At 69.9% G+C, this 18,629-nt stretch carries 16 protein-coding genes; 10 read left to right on the top strand and 6 right to left on the bottom strand.

Features of this window, described 5'->3' with window-relative positions; all coding sequences use genetic code 11:
• Nucleotides 1-54: 54 nt before the first annotated feature.
• Nucleotides 55-756 carry a class I SAM-dependent methyltransferase gene (locus tag ACZ60T_RS15535; protein ID WP_469666356.1) on the bottom strand — a complete coding sequence of 234 codons (702 nt, stop codon included), beginning with the start codon at nt 754-756 and terminating at the stop codon, nt 55-57.
• An 83-nt stretch (nt 757-839) separates the two neighbouring features.
• The gene (locus tag ACZ60T_RS15540; protein ID WP_469666358.1) at nt 840-1,469 is read right to left on the bottom strand and encodes a DUF3043 domain-containing protein; all 630 of its coding nucleotides are present in this window, start codon (nt 1,467-1,469) and stop codon (nt 840-842) included.
• Nucleotides 1,470-1,793: 324 nt separating this feature from the next.
• On the opposite strand from ACZ60T_RS15540, the gene ACZ60T_RS15545 reads away from it, so the two are divergent.
• From ACZ60T_RS15545 to ACZ60T_RS15565, 5 genes are all read left to right on the top strand, one after another.
• Nucleotides 1,794-2,576, top strand: coding sequence for a PspA/IM30 family protein (locus tag ACZ60T_RS15545; protein WP_252422062.1), 783 nt, complete (start codon nt 1,794-1,796; stop codon nt 2,574-2,576).
• A gap of 39 nt (nt 2,577-2,615) precedes the next feature.
• The gene (gene pspAA, locus ACZ60T_RS15550) at nt 2,616-2,897 is read left to right on the top strand and encodes a PspA-associated protein PspAA (protein ID WP_469666359.1); all 282 of its coding nucleotides are present in this window, start codon (nt 2,616-2,618) and stop codon (nt 2,895-2,897) included.
• 33 nt (nt 2,898-2,930) lie between these two features.
• On the top strand, nt 2,931-4,166 hold the full coding sequence (locus ACZ60T_RS15555; RefSeq protein WP_469666360.1) for a sensor histidine kinase: 1,236 nt from the start codon (nt 2,931-2,933) through the stop codon (nt 4,164-4,166).
• Nucleotides 4,167-4,188: 22 nt separating this feature from the next.
• Nucleotides 4,189-4,869, top strand: coding sequence for a response regulator transcription factor (locus ACZ60T_RS15560; RefSeq protein ID WP_365620116.1), 681 nt, complete (start codon nt 4,189-4,191; stop codon nt 4,867-4,869).
• Nucleotides 4,870-5,091: 222 nt separating this feature from the next.
• Complete coding sequence (locus tag ACZ60T_RS15565; RefSeq protein ID WP_469666361.1) at nt 5,092-8,223, top strand: efflux RND transporter permease subunit; 3,132 nt, start codon at nt 5,092-5,094, stop codon at nt 8,221-8,223.
• 66 nt (nt 8,224-8,289) lie between these two features.
• Here ACZ60T_RS15565 and ACZ60T_RS15570 read toward each other — a convergent pair whose 3' ends face one another.
• Nucleotides 8,290-8,868 carry a Uma2 family endonuclease gene (locus ACZ60T_RS15570; protein WP_469666362.1) on the bottom strand — a complete coding sequence of 193 codons (579 nt, stop codon included), beginning with the start codon at nt 8,866-8,868 and terminating at the stop codon, nt 8,290-8,292.
• Nucleotides 8,869-9,035: 167 nt separating this feature from the next.
• Nucleotides 9,036-10,220, bottom strand: a complete 1,185-nt coding sequence (gene nadA, locus ACZ60T_RS15575) for a quinolinate synthase NadA (RefSeq protein ID WP_469666363.1) — start codon at nt 10,218-10,220, stop codon at nt 9,036-9,038.
• Nucleotides 10,221-10,567: 347 nt separating this feature from the next.
• Here nadA and ACZ60T_RS15580 point away from each other — a divergent pair, with 347 nt between their 5' ends.
• On the top strand, nt 10,568-10,924 hold the full coding sequence (locus tag ACZ60T_RS15580; RefSeq protein ID WP_252422055.1) for an iron-sulfur cluster assembly accessory protein: 357 nt from the start codon (nt 10,568-10,570) through the stop codon (nt 10,922-10,924).
• A gap of 80 nt (nt 10,925-11,004) precedes the next feature.
• On the opposite strand, the gene ACZ60T_RS15585 is transcribed toward ACZ60T_RS15580, so the two are convergent.
• Nucleotides 11,005-12,510: a hypothetical protein gene (locus tag ACZ60T_RS15585; RefSeq protein WP_469666364.1), complete on the bottom strand. Its 1,506-nt coding sequence runs from the start codon at nt 12,508-12,510 to the stop codon at nt 11,005-11,007.
• A 260-nt stretch (nt 12,511-12,770) separates the two neighbouring features.
• Here ACZ60T_RS15585 and ACZ60T_RS15590 point away from each other — a divergent pair, with 260 nt between their 5' ends.
• The gene (locus tag ACZ60T_RS15590; protein WP_469666365.1) at nt 12,771-13,745 is read left to right on the top strand and encodes a carbohydrate kinase family protein; all 975 of its coding nucleotides are present in this window, start codon (nt 12,771-12,773) and stop codon (nt 13,743-13,745) included.
• A gap of 52 nt (nt 13,746-13,797) precedes the next feature.
• Here ACZ60T_RS15590 and ACZ60T_RS15595 read toward each other — a convergent pair whose 3' ends face one another.
• On the bottom strand, nt 13,798-15,192 hold the full coding sequence (locus tag ACZ60T_RS15595) for an aminotransferase class V-fold PLP-dependent enzyme (RefSeq protein WP_469666366.1): 1,395 nt from the start codon (nt 15,190-15,192) through the stop codon (nt 13,798-13,800).
• 268 nt (nt 15,193-15,460) lie between these two features.
• Here ACZ60T_RS15595 and ctaC point away from each other — a divergent pair, with 268 nt between their 5' ends.
• Genes ctaC through ACZ60T_RS15610 form a run of 3 tightly spaced genes read left to right on the top strand, consistent with a single transcriptional unit; the run spans nt 15,461 to nt 18,557 of the window.
• Nucleotides 15,461-16,420, top strand: a complete 960-nt coding sequence (ctaC, locus tag ACZ60T_RS15600) for an aa3-type cytochrome oxidase subunit II (RefSeq protein ID WP_252422049.1) — start codon at nt 15,461-15,463, stop codon at nt 16,418-16,420.
• Nucleotides 16,417-18,162 carry an aa3-type cytochrome oxidase subunit I gene (gene ctaD / locus ACZ60T_RS15605; protein ID WP_365620135.1) on the top strand — a complete coding sequence of 582 codons (1,746 nt, stop codon included), beginning with the start codon at nt 16,417-16,419 and terminating at the stop codon, nt 18,160-18,162. The genes ctaC and ctaD overlap by 4 nt, the downstream gene beginning before the upstream one ends.
• A complete protein-coding gene (locus ACZ60T_RS15610) occupies nt 18,159-18,557 on the top strand; it encodes a cytochrome c oxidase subunit 4 (protein WP_365620138.1) in 399 nt (132 codons plus the stop codon). Before ctaD ends, ACZ60T_RS15610 begins: the two co-directional genes overlap by 4 nt.
• Nucleotides 18,558-18,629 lie beyond the last annotated feature (72 nt).

Here is an 18,629-nt window from a genome sequence, read left to right on the forward strand (position 1 = left end):
AGGGCCGCGCTCCGGCTTGCCCGAAGCCCCCGAACGGGTGCAGGACCGGGTCCCTCAGCCGCGTACCCCGCACAGGTGCAGCAGCGCCGCCACCCGCCGGTACGGATCCGTACGCCCCGCCCGCTCCTCGGCGTCCAGCAGGAGATCCACGTCCGGGGGGATCGGTGCCCCGTCGGCGGCCGTGTCCGTGAAGACCCGCACCCCGTACCAGGTGTGCAGCGGCGCCCCGATCCCCGCGAGCGTCGCCGTCAGCGTCTCCAGCCGGTCGGCCCGTACGTCCAGGCCCAGCCGGTTCGTGTACAGCGTCGTGTCGAAGGCGGCGAGCGCTCCGCCCCAGTCCCCGGACAGGCCGGGCCGCATCGCCAGCGCGTCGCCGTTGCGGACGAGCAGCGACAGCAGGCCGCCGGGCGCGAGCATCCGCGCCAGCCCCGCCACCAGCGGATCGGGCTCCTCGACGTACATGAGCACCCCGTGGCACAGCACCACGTCGAAGCTGCCCGGCAGGAAGTGGACGCCCGTGTCCCGGCCGTCGCCCTCGATGATCCGCATCCGCTCCCGGATGCCCTCGGGCTCGGCGGCGAGCGCCGCGCGCGCCGTGGAGATCATCGTCGGATCCTGCTCGATCCCGGTGACCCGATGCCCCGCCCGCGCGAGCCGCAGGGCCTGTGTGCCCTGGCCCATGCCCACGTCGAGGATCCGCAGCCGCTGCCCGACCGGGAAGCGGCCCGCTATCTGCTCCTCGAGCTGCCGGGCCACCAGCTCCTGCCGTACGACGTCCCGCAGACCGCCCAGCTTGCTCAGCCAGGCGTCCGCGGCGCCCCCGGAGAAGGAATCCGTGCTCAGGGCCGCTCTCCGCGCTTGACCTGCGGCTTGGGCAGCCGGAGTCGGCGCATCTGCAGGGACCGCATCAGGCCGTAGGCCACCGCGCCCCTGCGGTTGTGGTCGGGGAAGCGCTCGGCGAGCCGCTTGCGCAGCCGGAACCCGGAGATGATCGCGTCGAGCACGATTGCCACGATCGCCACGAGCCACAGCAACAGCGCGAAGTTCTGCAACGGCGCCACCCGGATCATGGTCATCACGAGGATGATCACGGCCAGCGGCAGGAAGAACTCCGCGACATTGAAGCGCGAGTCGATGAAGTCACGGGCGAACTTGCGGACGGGACCCTTGTCCCGCGCCGGCAGACACCGCTCGTCACCGCTGGCCAGCGCCTGGCGCTGCTTCTCCAACTGGACGCGGCGCGCCTCGCGCTGCCGCTTCGCGGCATCCTTGCGCGTCGTGGGGGTCTGGGCGACGCTGCGGCGCTGGGACTGGGCCTCACTGCGCTTGGGCGTGGGCCTGCCCTTCGGGGCCTGCGGGTCGCGGGTCTGCTTGGAGTCGGTCACCAGCGCCTTGTCGGCGGCTTGGGCCTTCTCTTCCTTGGCACGGCTACGGAACACAGAACCCAAGGGTACGGGGTTCGCCCGCATGGACCCCAGCCGAGTGGGGAACGATCCGGCAACACCGGTCGTCTGTAGGGGACAGAGGGGCTGCGAGGCGGGGTCGGGCAGGGCATTGCCGCCGGGGCTCCTCGGGGTCGGTCGGCCGGGGGGTCCGGGCGCCTTCCCGCAGGTAGCCTTGGGGGTATACCTCCTCCCTGGGCCGGAGCGGGATCGCGGTCAGTCGTCCTTGCGGATGACCTCATCCGTTCCCGAACAGTGCGGTAATGGTGGCGGGGCCCGTACTGTGGGTTCTGTTGCAGAGCTGGAGCTGAGTCCGTCAGAAGGGGGCGCGCGAAGCCCATGAGCGGTGTCATGAAGCGTATGGGGATGATCTTCCGCGCGAAGGCGAACAAGGCCCTTGACCGGGCCGAGGACCCGCGCGAGACCCTCGATTACTCGTACCAGAAGCAGCTTGAGCTGTTGCAGAAGGTGCGCCGCGGCGTCGCCGACGTGGCGACCAGCCGCAAGCGCCTGGAACTGCAGCTCAACCAGTTGCAGAGCCAGTCCTCCAAGCTCGAGGACCAGGGCCGCAAGGCCCTCGCGCTCGGTCGCGAGGACCTGGCCCGCGAGGCGCTGTCCCGGCGCGCCGCGCTCCAGCAGCAGGTGACGGACCTGGAGACCCAGCACCAGACCCTGCAGGGCGAAGAGGAGAAGCTCACCCTGGCGGCCCAGCGCCTCCAGGCGAAGGTGGACGCCTTCCGTACGAAGAAGGAGACCATCAAGGCGACGTACACGGCCGCCCAGGCGCAGACCCGGATCGGCGAGGCCTTCTCCGGCATCTCCGAGGAGATGGGCGATGTCGGCCTGGCGATCCAGCGGGCCGAGGACAAGACGGCCCAGCTCCAGGCCCGCGCGGGCGCCATCGACGAACTGCTCGCCTCGGGCGCGCTGGACGACCCCTCCGGTATGGCCAAGGACGACATCCAGGCCGAGCTGGACCGGCTCTCCGGTGGTACCGATGTGGAGCTGGAGTTGCAGCGGATGAAGGCGGAGCTGGCCGGCGGCTCGTCCTCGCAGCAGGCCATCGAGGGCGGCACGGGCCAGGGACAGCAGTCCTCCCAGCCCCAGGACACCCCGCGCTTCGACAAGCAGTGACCCGGTAGACCCATCGGCGCCCACGCCCAGGGAGGCGACATGATCGTGCGGATCATGGGGGAGGGGCAGGTGAAGCTCGACGATGCCCACTTCCCGCAGCTCAACAAGCTGGACGACGAGCTGCTCCAGGAGATGGACAGCAACGACGAACAGGGCTTTCGCCGCACTCTGAACGCACTCCTCGACGAGGTCCGGCGGCTGGGCACCGCGCTGCCGGACGACGCCCTGGAACCGTCGGAGCTGATCCTTCCGGCGCCGGACGCCGACCTGGAGGAAGTCCGCCGGATGCTGACGGACGACGGCCTCTTCCCCGGCGGGTAGCAACGCTTTCGCCCCCGGCGAGGTTGGGCTGATGTGAGCATCCTGGAACGCACCAGGGGCGGCCTGCGGGCCCACCCCCTGGCCCTGGACGCCGTCCTCGCGGCCGGCGTCCTCATCAGCATGGTGGCGGGCTCCTTCGTGGACCCCCGCGCCGAGGCCGGACCCACCTGGGGCGTACGCACGCCGAGCGCCCTCGGCCTCACCCTCATGGCGCTCAGCGCCGCCGCGCTCGTGCTGCGCCGGCAGAGGCCGATGGCCGTCCTCGCGGTGACGACCGCGTTCTCCCTCGTGGACCTCGTCACCGCCGACCCCCGTACGCCGGTCACGATGTCCGCGGTCGTCGCCCTCTACACCGTCGCCGCCACCACCGACCGCCCGACCACCTGGCGGGTCGGCATCCTCACCATGACCGTGCTCACCGGCACGGCCATGCTGGTCGGCCCGCTGCCCTGGTACACCCAGGAGAACCTCGGGCTGTTCGCGTGGACGGGCATGGCCGCGGCCGTCGGTGACGCCGTGCGCAGCCGCCGCGCCTTCGTCGACGCCATACGGGAGCGGGCCGAGCGGGCCGAGCGCACCCGCGAGGAGGAGGCCCGCCGTCGCGTCGCCGAGGAACGGCTGCGGATCGCGCGCGATCTGCACGATGTGGTCGCGCATCACATCGCGCTGGTCAATGTGCAGGCCGGGGTCGTCGCCCATGTCATGGACAAGCGGCCCGACCAGGCGAAGGAGGCCCTCGCCCATGTCCGTGAGGCCAGCCGCACCGCGCTGGACGAACTCCGCGCCACCGTGGGCCTGCTGAGGCAGTCCGGCGACCCCGAGGCGCCCACCGAGCCCGCCCCCGGCCTCGCCCGGCTCGACGAACTCGCCGACACCTTCCGCAACGCCGGTCTCCCCGTGGAGATCGCCCGCGCCGACCACGGCACGACCCTGCCCTCCGCGCTCGACCTGGCCGCGTACCGCGTCATCCAGGAGGCCCTCACCAATGTCCGCAAGCACGCGGGACAGGAGGCGAGGGCCGAGGTGAGCGTGGTGCGGGTGGGAACGAACATGGAGATCACGGTGCTCGACGACGGGGCGGGTGACGACGACGCCGACTCCAAGGAAACGAGCGGGCACGGCGGGCACGGTCTGCTCGGGATGCGCGAGCGGGTCACCGCCGTCGGCGGCGCCCTCACCGCGGGTCCCCGCTTCGGCGGCGGCTTCCGGGTCCATGCGATCCTGCCGCTCACGAACCACGCGACGACGACCGCCGGGGGGACCGCGTGACCACCGGCCCGAAAGGACCCGTATGACCATCCGCGTCCTGCTCGCCGATGACCAGGCACTGCTCCGGAGCGCCTTTCGGGTCCTGGTCGACTCGGAGCCGGACATGGAGGTGGTGGGCGAGGCCTCGGACGGCGCGGAGGCGGTGCGGCTGGCGAGCGAGGGCGGCGCCGACGTCGTCCTCATGGACATCCGGATGCCTGGCACCGACGGTCTCGCGGCGACCCGGCTCATCAGCTCCGACCCGGCCCTGGACCATGTCCGGGTGGTCATACTGACGACCTTCGAGGTCGACGACTACGTGGTCCAGTCGCTGCGCGCCGGGGCGTCCGGCTTCCTCGGCAAGGGGGCCGAGCCCGAGGAGCTGCTGAACGCCATCCGGATCGCGCACGGCGGCGAGGCGCTGCTGTCGCCCACCGCGACGAAGGGCCTCATCACCCGCTTCCTGGCCCAGGGCGACGGGGACGACGGCCGCGACCCGGCCCGCTCCGACCGGCTCGACACGCTCACCGGGCGCGAGCGCGAGGTGCTGGTCCAGGTGGCCGGGGGGCACTCCAACGACGAGATCGCCGAGCGGCTGGAGGTCAGCCCGCTGACGGTGAAGACTCATGTCAACCGGGCCATGGCCAAGCTGGGCGCGCGCGACCGGGCCCAACTGGTCGTCATCGCCTACGAGTCCGGGCTGGTGCGGCCGAGAACGGACTGAGGCCGACGCGGGCGTACGGAAGCGGAAGCCGCAGCGCGCCGGACCTCCGGTACACCGATGGGTGGACCGGCCCCCGCTGAGCCGTACTGCGCCCGCAGTAGGCTCTGCGGCAGAAATGGACCGTGGGGCGACGGAACGGCACCTGCCGATGGACCAGGGTGTAGGGGTGGGCGCTCGTCTGCGTCCCGACCTTCCGCTCAGCCAACAGAAAGACGCCGACCCATGTCCTGGCTGTCACGCTTCAGCCTCGCGCAACGGGCCCTGATAGGTCTGATGTCGATCGTCGCGATCGTCTTCGGGGCGATCGCGATACCTCAGCTCAAGCAACAACTCCTGCCCACCATCAACCTGCCCATGGTGTCGATCCTCGCGCCGTACCAGGGCGCGTCGCCCGACGTGGTCGAGAAGCAGGTCGTCGAGCCCCTCGAGGACAACCTTCAGGCCGTCTCCGGCATCAAGGGCGTCACCGCCAAGGCGAGCGAGGGCAACGCCGTCATCATGGCGTCCTTCGACTACGGCAACGACACCAAGCAGCTCGTCGCCGACGTGCAGCAGGCCGTCAACCGCGCCCGCGTCCGGCTGCCGGACTCGGTGGACCCGCAGGTCATCGCCGGTTCCACCGACGACATGCCGACCGTGGTCCTCTCCGTCACCTCGGACAAGGACCAGCAGGCCCTGTCCGACCAGCTCGACAAGACCGTGGTGCCCGCGCTGAAGAACATCAGCGGTGTCGGCCAGGTGACCGTGAGCGGCGTACGCGACGTCCAGGTCACCGTCACGCCCGACGACGCGAAGCTCGCGCGGGCCGGGCTGACCCCGGTCGCCCTCGGCGAGGCCCTGAAGGCGGGCGGCGCGACGGTTCCCGCGGGCTCCTTCGACGAGAACGGCGGCAACCGCACGGTCCAGGTCGGCGGCGGCTTCACCTCGGTGCGGCAGATCGAGGACCTGATGGTCGCGGGGGAGCCGGGCAAGAAGCCGGCCCGCCTCGGTGACATCGCCACGGTCCGGCAGGAGGAGGCCAAGGCCGACTCGCTGACCCGGACGAACGGCAAGCCCAGCCTCGCCGTGGTCGTCACCATGGACCACGACGGCAGCGCGGTCGCCATCTCGAAGGCGGTCAAGGACAAGCTGCCCGAGCTGCGCAAGAACCTCGGCGCCGGTGCCACCCTCACGGTGGTCAGCGACCAGGGTCCGGCGGTCTCCAAGGCCATCAGCGGTCTGACGACCGAGGGCGGTCTCGGTCTGCTCTTCGCGGTCCTCGTGATCCTGGTCTTCCTGGCGTCCATCCGCTCCACCCTCGTCACCGCGGTCTCCATCCCGCTGTCGGTGGTGCTGGCCCTGATCGTGCTGTGGACGCGCGACCTGTCGCTGAACATGCTGACGCTCGGCGCGCTGACCATCGCCATCGGCCGGGTCGTCGACGACTCGATCGTGGTCCTGGAGAACATCAAGCGGCACCTCGGCTACGGCGAGGAGCGCCAGACGGCGATCCTCGCGGCGGTCCGCGAGGTGGCCGGCGCGGTGACCTCGTCCACGCTGACGACGGTCGCCGTCTTCCTGCCGATCGGTCTGGTCGGCGGCATGGTGGGCGAGCTGTTCGGCTCGTTCTCCCTCACCGTGACGGCGGCCCTGCTGGCGTCGCTGCTGGTGTCGCTGACGGTCGTCCCGGTCCTGTCGTACTGGTTCCTGCGCGCCCCCAAGGGGACGCCCGAGGACGCGGAGGAGGCCCGTCGTCTCGCGGAGGCGAAGGAGGCCAAGAGCCGGCTCCAGCGCTTCTACGTGCCCGTGCTGCGCTTCGCCACGCGCCGCCGCCTCACCAGTGTGGCCATCGCGGTGGTCGTCCTGGTCGGCACCTTCGGCATGGCGCCCCTGCTGAAGACGAACTTCTTCGACCAGGGCGAGCAGGAAGTCCTCAGCATCACGCAGAAGTTGAAGCCGGGGACGAGCCTGGCGACGACGGACGCCTCGGCGCGGAAGGTCGAGAAGCTGCTCGCCGGGGTGAAGGGCGTCAAGGACTACCAGGTCACCGTCGGCTCCTCCGGCTTCATGGCGGCCTTCGGCGGCGGTACGGACACCAACCAGGCCACGTACTCGGTCATGTTGGACGACTCGGCCGACTCCGACGCCGTACAGAAGCAGGTCGAGGACGGACTGGCGAAGCTCTCCGGGGTCGGTACGACCACGGTGTCGGCGGGCGACGGCTTCGGCAGCCAGGACCTGAGCGTGGTCGTGAAGGCGGCCGACGCGGACACCCTGCGCAAGGCCTCGGAGCAGGTCCGCGCCCAGGTCGCGAAGGTCAAGGACGTCGCGGATGTGACGAGCAACCTGTCGCAGAGCGTGCCGCGGATCTCGGTCAAGGCCAACTCCCGTGCCGCGGCGGCCGGTTTCAACGACCAGACGCTGGGCCTCGCGGTCGCGCAGGCCGTGCAGGGCACCCCGACCGGCAAGGCGATCCTGGACGACTCCGAGCGTGACATCGTCATCAAGGCGGCCAAGCCCGCGAAGACGCTGGCGCAGCTCAAGAACGTGCGCGTCGGCGCGGCGAAGCTGGGCGACATCGCGGACGTGAAGCTGGTGGACGGCCCGGTGTCCACGACCCGGATCGACGGTCAGCGCGCGGCGACCATCACGGCGCGCCCGACGGCCGACAACACGGGCGCGGTGAGCGCCGACCTCCAGTCGAAGATCGACGCGCTGAAGCTGCCCGCGGGCGCGACGGCGGAGATCGGCGGTGTCTCGCAGGACCAGAACGACGCGTTCAAGAACCTGGGCCTGGCGATGCTGGCGGCGATCGCGATCGTGTTCATGCTGCTGGTCGCGACGTTCCGCAGCCTGGCCCAGCCGCTCATCCTGCTGGTCTCCATCCCGTTCGCGGCCACGGGCGCGATCGGTCTGCTGGTCGCCACGGGCACCCCGATGGGCGTTCCGGCGATGATCGGCATGCTGATGCTGATCGGCATCGTGGTGACGAACGCGATCGTGCTGATCGACCTGATCAACCAGTACCGCAAGCAGGGCTACGGCGTCGTGGAAGCCGTCATCGAGGGCGGCAGGCACCGGCTGCGCCCGATCCTGATGACGGCCCTGGCCACGATCTTCGCGCTTCTCCCGATGGCCCTGGGCATCACGGGCGAGGGCGGCTTCATCGCCCAGCCGCTGGCGGTGGTCGTGATCGGCGGACTCATCACGTCCACCCTGCTGACCCTGCTCCTGGTCCCGACCCTCTACGCCATGCTGGAACTCCGCAAGGAGCGCCGCGCCAAGAAGAAGGCGGCGAAGAAGGCGAAGAAGACGGGCATCCCCACCCTGACCAAGGACTCGGACACGGACGAACCGGAACCGGCCGGCGTGTAGTCGGCACCCGGTAAGGGAGGAAGGGGCCGGTGGGCGAGAGCCTGCTCGGCCCCTTTCCCGTCGGCGTCAGAGGAAGTCCGAGGTCTCCAGCTCGAAGGCGAACGGCTCCGGGAGCGCGAGCGGCTTGCCGAACGGAAGCGTGCAGTGCTGGCGGTAGTCATCGCCTTTCGGGTTGCTGAACAGCGTGAGGGAGGAGTCGTCGCGGTCGATGAGCAGGTAGAGGGGGATACCGCCCCGGGCGTAGCAGCGGCGCTTCGCTTCGCGGTCCGTCTGAGGCTTGCTCGACGTCACTTCGAGCACCATGGCGACGCCCTGGCAGGGCATCCAGGGGTCCGCGCCGCGGTAGAGCCGCAGCACTCTGGGGGCGAACGTGCCATCGGGGATCAGGTGGTCCCTCGGACAGGCACCTCCACTCTGCAGCTTCAGGCCCTTGTTGCCCGAGAACTGCATGCGCGTCCGGGACCGTCCATACACCTGCTCCACGATCAACTCGATGTAGTCCTCGTGATCCCCGTCGGGCGGTGGTGTCACAACGATCTCCCCCCCGATCAGCTCCGCTCGGAAGCCTTCGGGGGTGTCGAGACCCAGAAAGGTCTCCAGCAAGCCCTCGGCCGCGGTGATCGGCTCATGCGCAACAACAGTCATGTCACGCCCCTCCTTATGTCGCTTGTCAGAGTGAGCCATCGGAAGATCACCTGCCCATGAGATCGGGACCCGTTCCCTCGATCGTGGCACAGAGCCACGGTCGTCGTCAGGAACACAACGAGGGGCGCCCCGTCGCACGACGGGGCGCCCCTCGATCTGTGGGTGCGTTACGGCAGCGCCAGCATGCGTTCCAGGGCCAGCTTCGCGAACTTCTCCGTCTCCTGGTCGACCTGGATGCGGTTGACCAGGTTGCCCTCGGCCAGGGACTCCAGTGCCCACACCAGATGCGGCAGGTCGATGCGGTTCATCGTGGAGCAGAAGCAGACCGTCTTGTCGAGGAAGACGACCTCCTTGCCCTTCGGGGCGAAACGATTCGCCAGGCGGCGGACCAGGTTCAGCTCCGTGCCGATGGCCCACTTGGAGCCCGCCGGGGCGGCCTCCAGCATCTTGATGATGTGCTCCGTCGACCCCACGTGGTCGGCCGCCGCCACCACCTCGTGCCGGCACTCGGGGTGCACTAGGACGTTCACGCCCGGGATCCGCTCGCGCACGTCGTTCACCGAGTCGAGGCTGAAGCGCCCGTGCACCGAGCAGTGGCCCCGCCACAGGATCATCTTCGCGGCGCGCAGCTCCTCGGCCGTCAGCCCGCCGTTCGGCTTGTGCGGGTTGTAGACGACGCAGTCCGCGAGGGACATGCCCATGTCCCGTACGGCCGTGTTGCGGCCCAGGTGCTGGTCCGGCAGGAACAGGACCTTCTCCCCCTGCTGGAACGCCCACTCCAGGGCGCGCTTCGCGTTCGAGGAGGTGCAGATCGTGCCACCGTGCTTGCCGGTGAACGCCTTGATGTCCGCGGAGGAGTTCATGTACGAGACCGGTACGACCTGCTCGGCGACGCCCGCCTCGGTCAGCACGTCCCAGCACTCGGCGACCTGCTCGGCCGTCGCCATGTCGGCCATCGAGCAGCCCGCGGCGAGGTCCGGCAGGACCACCTTCTGCTCGTCGGAGGTGAGGATGTCCGCGGACTCGGCCATGAAGTGCACACCGCAGAACACGATGTACTCGGCCTCCGGACGCGCCGCCGCGTCCCGCGCCAGCTTGAAGGAGTCGCCCGTGACATCCGCGAACTGGATGACCTCGTCACGCTGGTAGTGGTGCCCGAGTACGAAGACCTCGTTCCCGAGCTTCTCCTTGGCCGCGCGGGCGCGTTCGACCAGGTCCGGGTCGGACGGCGCGGGCAGTTCGCCGGGGCACTCGACGCCTCGCTCGCTCCTCGGGTCGGCCTCGCGGCCGAGCAGCAGGAGCGCCAGGGGCGTCGGCTGTACGTCGAGCTCGTGGGATTGGGCGGTGGACACGGCACCCACCCTTTCTGTTCTGCGGCTCGCCGGCCCTGATCCGGCCGGCGGGACATGCGGGACAATCCTTTTCGTCAACTTGACGCTATCTATCATATCCGGTTCACGTCAGATTGACGATGCCCGCCCGGTCGGATGTGACGTGAATCCCGCCGCGTACCGCACACAGGTGCGCCCCGCACGCCCGTCACACGTCCGTCCACACGCCGGTGTCCGCACGTCGGCGCGTGTGCGAGCATGAATGAAGGAAGAAGCGAGAAGAACGCCCTTCGGCCCGGAATGAATCCGTGGCCGCGCCGGTTGCAACCGTCGGCAAGCCGTCTCCGTACAACCCGGGAGAGATGTAGATGTCCGTACAGGACGAGAAGACCACCGTCACCGACGGCATCATCCTGACCGACGCCGCCGCGGCCAAGGTCAAGGCCCTGCTCGACCAGGAAGGCCGGGACGACCTGGCGCTGCGCGTGGCGGTCCAGCCCGGCGGCTGCTCCGGCCTGCGCTACCAGCTCTTCTTCGACGAGCGTTCCCTCGACGGCGACGTCGAGAAGGACTTCGGCGGAGTCAAGGTCGTCACCGACCGCATGAGCGCTCCGTACCTCGGCGGTGCCACGGTCGACTTCGTGGACACCATCGAGAAGCAGGGCTTCACCATCGACAACCCGAACGCGACGGGTTCCTGCGCCTGCGGCGACTCCTTCAGCTGAGCCGCACCTCCCCCGCGTAGCACGTACGTGAGGCGGCGCTCCTCCTGACGGGGGCGCCGCCTCACGCATGCCGGGTACGTCTACTGAGGCCGCACCGCCCCGAGGCCGCCGGAAGCCGCCTCGTCCGCGGTCTGCCGCGGGATCCGCTTGCCGTCCGCGCCCACCACCGGGCGGTCACCGAGCGGTGTCTTCAGACGCAGCGTGCGGTGGTAGACCTTCGCGATCATGATGCAGACCTTGTCCGGCCAGGGCGTCTCGGTCACGGTCACCGTCACCTCGCCGTCGCTCTCGCGCACGGACGCCGCGTAGTCCGCGCACACCCCGCCCTGGAAGGCGAGGGTCAGGTCCGTGCCCTCGGTGGTGTAGCCCTGCACCGCCACCTCGCCCCGCGTCGGCGCCGACGACGGCGTGCGCGGGCCCGGCTCCTCGCTCGGCGCCCCCGCCGACCGGGGCGCGGTCAGATAGCGCGGGTCGACCGCCGGACGCGCCACCGTGGCGGTGCTCCCCGCCCCCTCCTCCCGTACGTCGAACAGCCACGACGGAACGAGGACCGCCGCCCCGTTCACGGAGCGCCGGTCCAGCCCGAACACCGCGCCCGTCACGGTCGCCGACGCCCGCCCCGCCGCCGCGGCCGACGCCCCGCACGGCTTCTCGTCCCGGTCCTTCAGCGGTACGGGGCTCGCACAGCCGCCGATGCCCTTGCGGCCGTACGACGTGGACGCGCCGTTCATCAGGTCCAGGGTCCGCCGGGCATCGAGGACCGGGTACCCGGCACCCTTCACCGGCGCCTTCAGTTGGCCGTTGCCGCCGGTCACCTCGCCGTCGGCGGCCACGTGCAGGACCGTCGACCAGCCGTGGGTGGGCAGTCCGCCGACGACCGGATCGGCGGTGACCATCCGCGCGGAGCCCAGCAGACGGCCCGCGTCGACCGCCGCGCCGCCCTGGCCCAGCGCCTTCAGCACGGGCACGGCGGCCTGCTTCGCGTCGGCCTCGCTCACCGGTGAGTCCTCGGCGGACGGACACGACCCGGCATGGGCGCAGCCAGGGGCGGAACCGGGCGCGTAACGGCTGAACGTCCAGGTCCCCGGCGCCTGGACGGGCACCCGCAGGCTTGCCCCCGAACCGTCGCGCGCACCCCCGACCGTCCAGTCCCCGCCGACCCGCCTCGGCGTGCCGCTCACGTCCAGCGCCTTGGCGAGCCGGGCCACCTCGTCCCGTGTCACCTCGCCCTTCGCCGCGTACACGGGCGCGGAGGCCGGGCCGTCGGGCAGCGTCCCCTGCGCGCGGTACGTCATGCCGTACGGGTTGGGCTCACCGATCGCGATGCCCTGCGACGGGCCCGCCGCGCCGGGATCGTCCAGGGCCAGCGCCGGGGGAGCGCCGCCGCCCGGCGCCGAGCCGCCCGCGCGGCCCGAGTCGTCGGAGGCGCTCGCGGCCAGATACGCCCCGCCGCCGCCCACCAGCAGCACCGCCGCCGCGACCGAGGCGACGATCACCGGCGTACGCCGCCTCGGCGGCGCGGCCCCCTCTCTGGTCCCGGTGACTTCGGTGGTGTCCCGGGCGTCGTCGGCCGGCTCGGTGTTCACCGCATCGCTCCTTCGGCTTCGCTGCGCTACCAGCAGACCCCGCCGCCGCGGAAGTCGCGCGGGCGAGGTCGTACTCCGTATCCCCCTGACAGGGGACAGCAATGGGACGCGGCGGGGGAGCGCGCGGTTCCCTCGTGAGCGCTCCCGGAGGATGCGAAGAAACGGCTACTATTGGGTAGTTTCGCCTGCTCGGGTGGGTCGGTTCGAGCGGGTAGCGTGAACTGTCCTTCTCTCTTCCTCACTGGGAGCGTGTCCTCGCCGTGCGTATCGCAGTCACCGGCTCCATCGCCACCGACCACCTCATGACCTTCCCCGGCCGCTTCGCCGACCAGCTCGTCGCGGACCAGTTGCACACGGTCTCGCTCTCCTTCCTGGTCGACCGCCTCGACGTGCGCCGCGGCGGGGTGGGCGCGAACATCGCGTTCGGCATGGGACAGCTCGGCACGCACCCGATCCTGGTCGGCGCGGCCGGTGCGGACTTCGACGAGTACCGGGCGTGGCTGGACCGCAACGGCGTGGACACCGAGTCCGTCCGTATCTCGGAGACCCTGCACACGGCCCGGTTCGTCTGCACCACCGACGCCGACCACAACCAGATCGGCTCCTTCTACACGGGCGCGATGAGCGAGGCCCGGCTGATCGAGCTGAAGACGGTCGCCGACCGGGTGGGCGGTCTCGACCTCGTCCTGATCGGCGCGGACGACCCCGAGGCGATGCTGCGGCACACGGAGGAGTGCCACTCCCGCTCCATCCCGTTCGCCGCCGACTTCTCCCAGCAGATCGCGCGCATGAACGGCGAGGAGATCCGCATCCTGCTGGACGGCGCGACGTTCCTGTTCTCCAACGAGTACGAGAAGGGCCTCATCGAGGCCAAGACCGGCTGGTCGGACGCCGAGATCCTGTCCAAGGTGGGCCACCGCGTGACGACGCTCGGCTCGCGCGGCGTGCGCATCGAGCGCGTCGGTGAGGACACGATCGAGGTCGGCGTGCCCGAGGAGACGGCGAAGGTCGACCCCACGGGCGTGGGCGACGCCTTCCGCGCCGGCTTCCTGTCGGGCCTGGCCTGGGGCGTCTCGCTGGAGCGCGCGGCGCAGGTCGGCTGCATGCTCGCGACGCTGGTCATCGAGACGCTGGGCACGCAGGAGTACCAGTTGCGCCGCATCCACTTCATGGACCGCTTCACCGAGGCGTACGGCGACGAGGCCACGGCGGAGATCAAGGAACACCTGGTCTGACGCGCCGGGCGGCACAGGGTCCTGAGGGGTCCGTACCCTCAGGACCGCCGACTCAGGTCAGCCGCCGCACCACATAGGCCGCGCCCCGGTCCGCCGGTTCCTCCCCGACGTACTCCTGGTCCCGCATCTGGCACCACGCGGGGATGTCCCACCGCGCCGCCTCGTCATCGGACAGGACCCGCACCGTGGCGCCCACCGGGACGTCCCCGATGACCTTCGCCAGCTCGATCACCGGCAGCGGGCAGAGCTTGCCGAGGGCGTCCACGACGAGAGCGTCCTCGTCGTCGCGGCCCCCGTGCGCGGCCGTACGTACGGCCGAGGGCGCGCCCAGCTTCTCCCGCACCCCCGCCACCGCGCCCGGCAGCACCGAAAGGAACCGGTCGACTTCCGCCGCCGGGGTGCCGGACGGCAGCGACACCCGTACGTTGCCCTCGCTCAGCACGCCCATCGCCGTCAGCACATGGCTCGGGGTCAGTGTGCTGCTCGTGCAGGACGATCCGGACGACACCGAGAAGCCCGCGCGGTCCAGCTCATGGAGCAGACTCTCGCCGTCCACATAGAGACAGGAGAAGGTGACGATCCCCGGCAGGCGCCGGGCGGGGTCGCCCACCACCTCCACATCCGGGACCAGCTCCGGCACCCGCGCCCGGATCCGCTCCGTCAGCTCCCGCAGCCGTACCGCCTCCTCGGCCGCCTCCGCGCGCACCGCCCGCAGCGAGGCCGCCGCCGCCACGATCGCCGGGATGTTCTCGAACCCCGCGGCCCGCCCCGACTCCCGCTCGTCCGCCGGGCCTTGGGGCGCGAACCGCACCCCCTTACGTACTACGAGAAGTCCGACACCTGGCGGTCCACCCCATTTGTGCGCACTGGCGGTCAGCGCCGACCAGTCGCCCTCCACCGGACCCCAGCCCAGCGACTGCGCCGCGTCCACCAGCAACGGCACACCGGCCGCCCGGCACATGGCGGCCACCTCGGCCACCGGCTGCACCGTGCCCACCTCGTGGTTGGCCGACTGAAGACAGGCGAGCGCGGTGTCCTGGCGCAGCGCCTCCTCGTACGCCCCGGCGTCGACCGCGCCCGCGCGGGACACCGGCACCCGGGTCACCGTCCCGCCGTCGGCCTCGCACGCCTCCGCCGCGTGCAGGACAGAGGAGTGTTCGACCGAGGACACGATCAGGTGGCGTCCGGTCCGGCGGCGGCCCGCCAGCAGCCCCGCGATCCCGGAGTGCACCGCGCGGGTGCCGGACGCGGTGAACACCAGCTCGTCCGGGCGGCAGCCCACCGCCTCGGCGCCCGCCTCGCGCGCCGCGTCCAGCAGCAGCCGGGCCCGGCGCCCCTCGCGGTACAGCCGGGCGGGATCGGCCCACCCTTCGTCGAGCGAGGCCATGAGGGCCTGGCGGGCGACGGGGTGCAGCGGAGCGGCGGAAGCCGCGTCGAAGTAGGACACACCGCAACGCTAACTCCTGGGCACGCGCGGCCTGGTGAGGGGAGCGACGACCTGCTCGGAGGGGTCCCGCGGCCGGTGCTTCCAGGGCTCGGTCGCTCCTTCGGGGTGTCCGGCGGCGCGTTGGGTACCCTCCCCGCGCGACCCCAAATGGCGTCCAGTAGGGTTTGGTCCGCATAAACATCCAAACCCCTGCCCGACGCAGGGCGGCAGCCGACCTGCGAGAAGGCCGCAGCCAACCGCGCGGGCGAGACTCTCGGGAAGGCGCTACGTGAGTCCCAACGGCTCCGACCGCTCGCCGCGGCGCCCGATGCGGCGGAAGCTGCTGCAGGCGCTGACTGCGGGCCTGGTCCTGGCGACCGCCACCGGTTGCACTTATAAGGACTTCCCCCGGCTTGGCATGCCGACCCCGACCACGGAAGAGGCTCCGAGGATCCTCTCCCTGTGGCAGGGGTCCTGGGCGGCCGCGCTCGCCATCGGCTGCCTGGTGTGGGGCCTGATCCTGTGGAGCGTGTTCTTCCACCGGCGCAGCCGCACCAAGATCGAGGTTCCCGCGCAGACCCGGTACAACATGCCCATCGAGGCGCTGTACACCGTGGTCCCGCTCATCATCGTCTCCGTGCTCTTCTACTTCACCGCGCGTGATGAGTCGAAGCTCATGGACCTCTCCAAGAAGCCCGACGTCACCGTCAACGTCGTCGGCTATCAGTGGAGCTGGGGCTTCAACTACATCACCCCCATGGACGGGGTGACGGGCGACGCCAAGACCGATCCGAACCTCAACGCGATTCCGGACCGGTACAAGAAGGAGTTCCCGGCGAACGCCGGGGGCGTCTACGACTTCGGCACGCCCGCCACGCGGAACCCCCAGACCGGCAACCCCGGCCCGACCCTCTGGCTGCCCAAGGGCAAGACGGTCCGCTTCGTCCTCACTTCGCGTGACGTCATCCACTCCTTCTGGGTGGTGCCGTTCCTGATGAAGCAGGACGTCATCCCGGGCCACACCAACGCCTTCCAGGCGACGCCCAACAAGGAAGGCACCTTCCTGGGCAAGTGCGCCGAACTCTGCGGCGTCGACCACGCCCGCATGCTGTTCAACGTGAAGGTCGTCTCGCCCGAGCGTTACGAGCAGCACCTCAAGGACCTTGCCAAGAAGGGCCAGACCGGTTACATCCCCGCTGGTATCGCGCAGACGAGCCACGAGAAGAACCGGAAGGCGAACACACTGTGAGCATCCTCAACGAACCCCAGGGTGCCGCGGCAGCAGAAGACTCGTACGAGAACGAGCTGCCGGTCCGGCACAGGCAACCCGGCAATGTCGTCGTCAAGTGGCTGACCACCACGGACCACAAGACGATCGGCACGCTGTATCTGATCACGTCCTTCGCGATGTTCATCATCGGCGGCATCATGGCGCTCCTCATGCGCGCCGAGCTGGCCCGTCCGGGCCTGCAGGTCCTGTCGAAGGAACAGTTCAACCAGGCGTTCACCATGCATGGCACGGTCATGCTGCTGATGTTCGCCACGCCGCTGTTCGCCGGCTTCGCGAACTGGATCATGCCGCTGCAGATCGGCGCGCCCGACGTGGCGTTCCCGCGGCTGAACATGTTCGCCTACTGGCTCTACCTGTTCGGCTCGCTCATCGCCCTCGGTGGCTTCCTCACCCCGGACGGCGCGGCTGACTTCGGCTGGTTCGCCTACAGCCCGCTGACGGACGCGGTCCGTTCGCCGGGTATCGGCTCCGACCTGTGGATCATGGGTCTGGCCTTCTCCGGCTTCGGCACGATCCTCGGTGCGGTCAACTTCATCACCACGATCATCTGCATGCGTGCGCCGGGCATGACCATGTTCCGCCTGCCGATCTTCGTGTGGAACGTGCTGCTGACGGCCCTGCTCGTCCTGCTGGTCTTCCCGGTCCTCGCCGCCGCGCTGTTCGCCCTGGAGGCGGACCGCAAGTTCGGTGCGCATATCTTCGACGCGGCCAACGGCGGCGCGTTGCTATGGCAACACCTCTTCTGGTTCTTCGGCCATCCAGAGGTGTACATCATCGCCCTGCCGTTCTTCGGAATCATCTCCGAGATCATCCCGGTCTTCAGCCGCAAGCCGATGTTCGGTTACTTCGGCCTGGTCGGCGCGACCATCGCCATCGCCGGTCTCTCGGTGACGGTGTGGGCGCACCACATGTACGCCACCGGTGGTGTACTGCTCCCGTTCTTCTCCTTCATGACGTTCCTCATCGCCGTTCCGACCGGCGTGAAGTTCTTCAACTGGATCGGAACGATGTGGAAGGGCTCGCTGTCCTTCGAGACCCCGATGCTGTGGACCCTCGGCTTCCTGATCACCTTCACCTTCGGTGGTCTGACCGGTGTCATCCTGGCCTCGCCGCCGCTCGACTTCCACATCACGGACTCGTACTTCGTGGTGGCGCACTTCCACTACGTGATCTTCGGTACGGTCGTCTTCGCGATGTTCGCCGGATTCCACTTCTGGTGGCCGAAGTTCACGGGCAAGATGCTCGACGAGCGCCTCGGCAAGATCACGTTCTGGACGCTGTTCCTCGGCTTCCACGGCACCTTCCTGGTCCAGCACTGGCTGGGCGCCGAGGGCATGCCGCGTCGTTACGCGGACTACCTCGCGGCCGACGGCTTCACCGCCCTGAACATGGTCTCGACGATCAGCTCGTTCCTGCTCGGCCTGTCGATGCTGCCCTTCTTCTACAACGTGTGGAAGACGGCCAAGTACGGCAAGAAGGTCGAGGTCGACGACCCGTGGGGCTACGGCCGTTCGCTGGAGTGGGCGACCTCCTGCCCGCCGCCGCGGCACAACTTCCTCACGCTGCCGCGGATCCGTTCCGAATCGCCCGCCTTCGACCTGCACCACCCGGAGATCGCCGCGCTCGAGCAGCTCGAGACGGTCGGTGCCGGTGCCGGTAGCAGCAAGGGCATCACCGGTGGAAAGGAGGCCGGCAAGTGAAGATCCAAGGCAAGATGTTCATCTGGCTGTCCGTCTTCATCCTGGCCATGGCGATCGTCTACGCCGTGTGGTCGAAGGAACCGGCCGGCTCCACCGCGCTCTTCCTGGCCTTCGGCCTGAGCATCATGGTCGGCTACTACCTGACCTTCACGGCCAGGCGGGTCGACACGGGCGCCCAGGACAACAAGGAAGCCGATGTCGCGGACGACGCCGGTGAGCAGGGCTTCTTCAGCCCGCACAGCTGGCAGCCGCTCGCCCTCGCCTTCGGTGGCGCGCTCGCCTTCCTCGGTGTCGCGGTCGGCTGGTGGCTCATGTACTTCTCGGCTCCGATCATCCTCGTGGGTATCTGGGGCTGGGTCTTCGAGTACTACCGCGGTGAGAACCGCACCCAGTAACACGCGCTGAGCGCACGAGAGCCCGGACACTCCGCAAGGAGCGTCCGGGCTCCCTCATTTGGTCCCCGTCTC

This window comes from Streptomyces sp. NPDC104371 (genome assembly GCF_055583785.1).

What these genes read in the sequence shown, in the direction of transcription:
- ACZ60T_RS15540 (WP_469666358.1), bottom strand. Translation starts at nt 1,469, where the DNA reads ATGCGGGCGAACCCCGTACCCTTGGGTTCTGTGTTCCGTAGCCGTGCC.
- ACZ60T_RS15545 (WP_252422062.1), top strand. Translation starts at nt 1,794, where the DNA reads ATGAAGCGTATGGGGATGATCTTCCGCGCGAAGGCGAACAAGGCCCTT.
- pspAA (WP_469666359.1), top strand. Translation starts at nt 2,616, where the DNA reads ATGATCGTGCGGATCATGGGGGAGGGGCAGGTGAAGCTCGACGATGCC.
- ACZ60T_RS15560 (WP_365620116.1), top strand. Translation starts at nt 4,189, where the DNA reads ATGACCATCCGCGTCCTGCTCGCCGATGACCAGGCACTGCTCCGGAGC.
- ACZ60T_RS15565 (WP_469666361.1), top strand. Translation starts at nt 5,092, where the DNA reads ATGTCCTGGCTGTCACGCTTCAGCCTCGCGCAACGGGCCCTGATAGGT.
- ACZ60T_RS15570 (WP_469666362.1), bottom strand. Translation starts at nt 8,868, where the DNA reads ATGACTGTTGTTGCGCATGAGCCGATCACCGCGGCCGAGGGCTTGCTG.
- ACZ60T_RS15580 (WP_252422055.1), top strand. Translation starts at nt 10,568, where the DNA reads ATGTCCGTACAGGACGAGAAGACCACCGTCACCGACGGCATCATCCTG.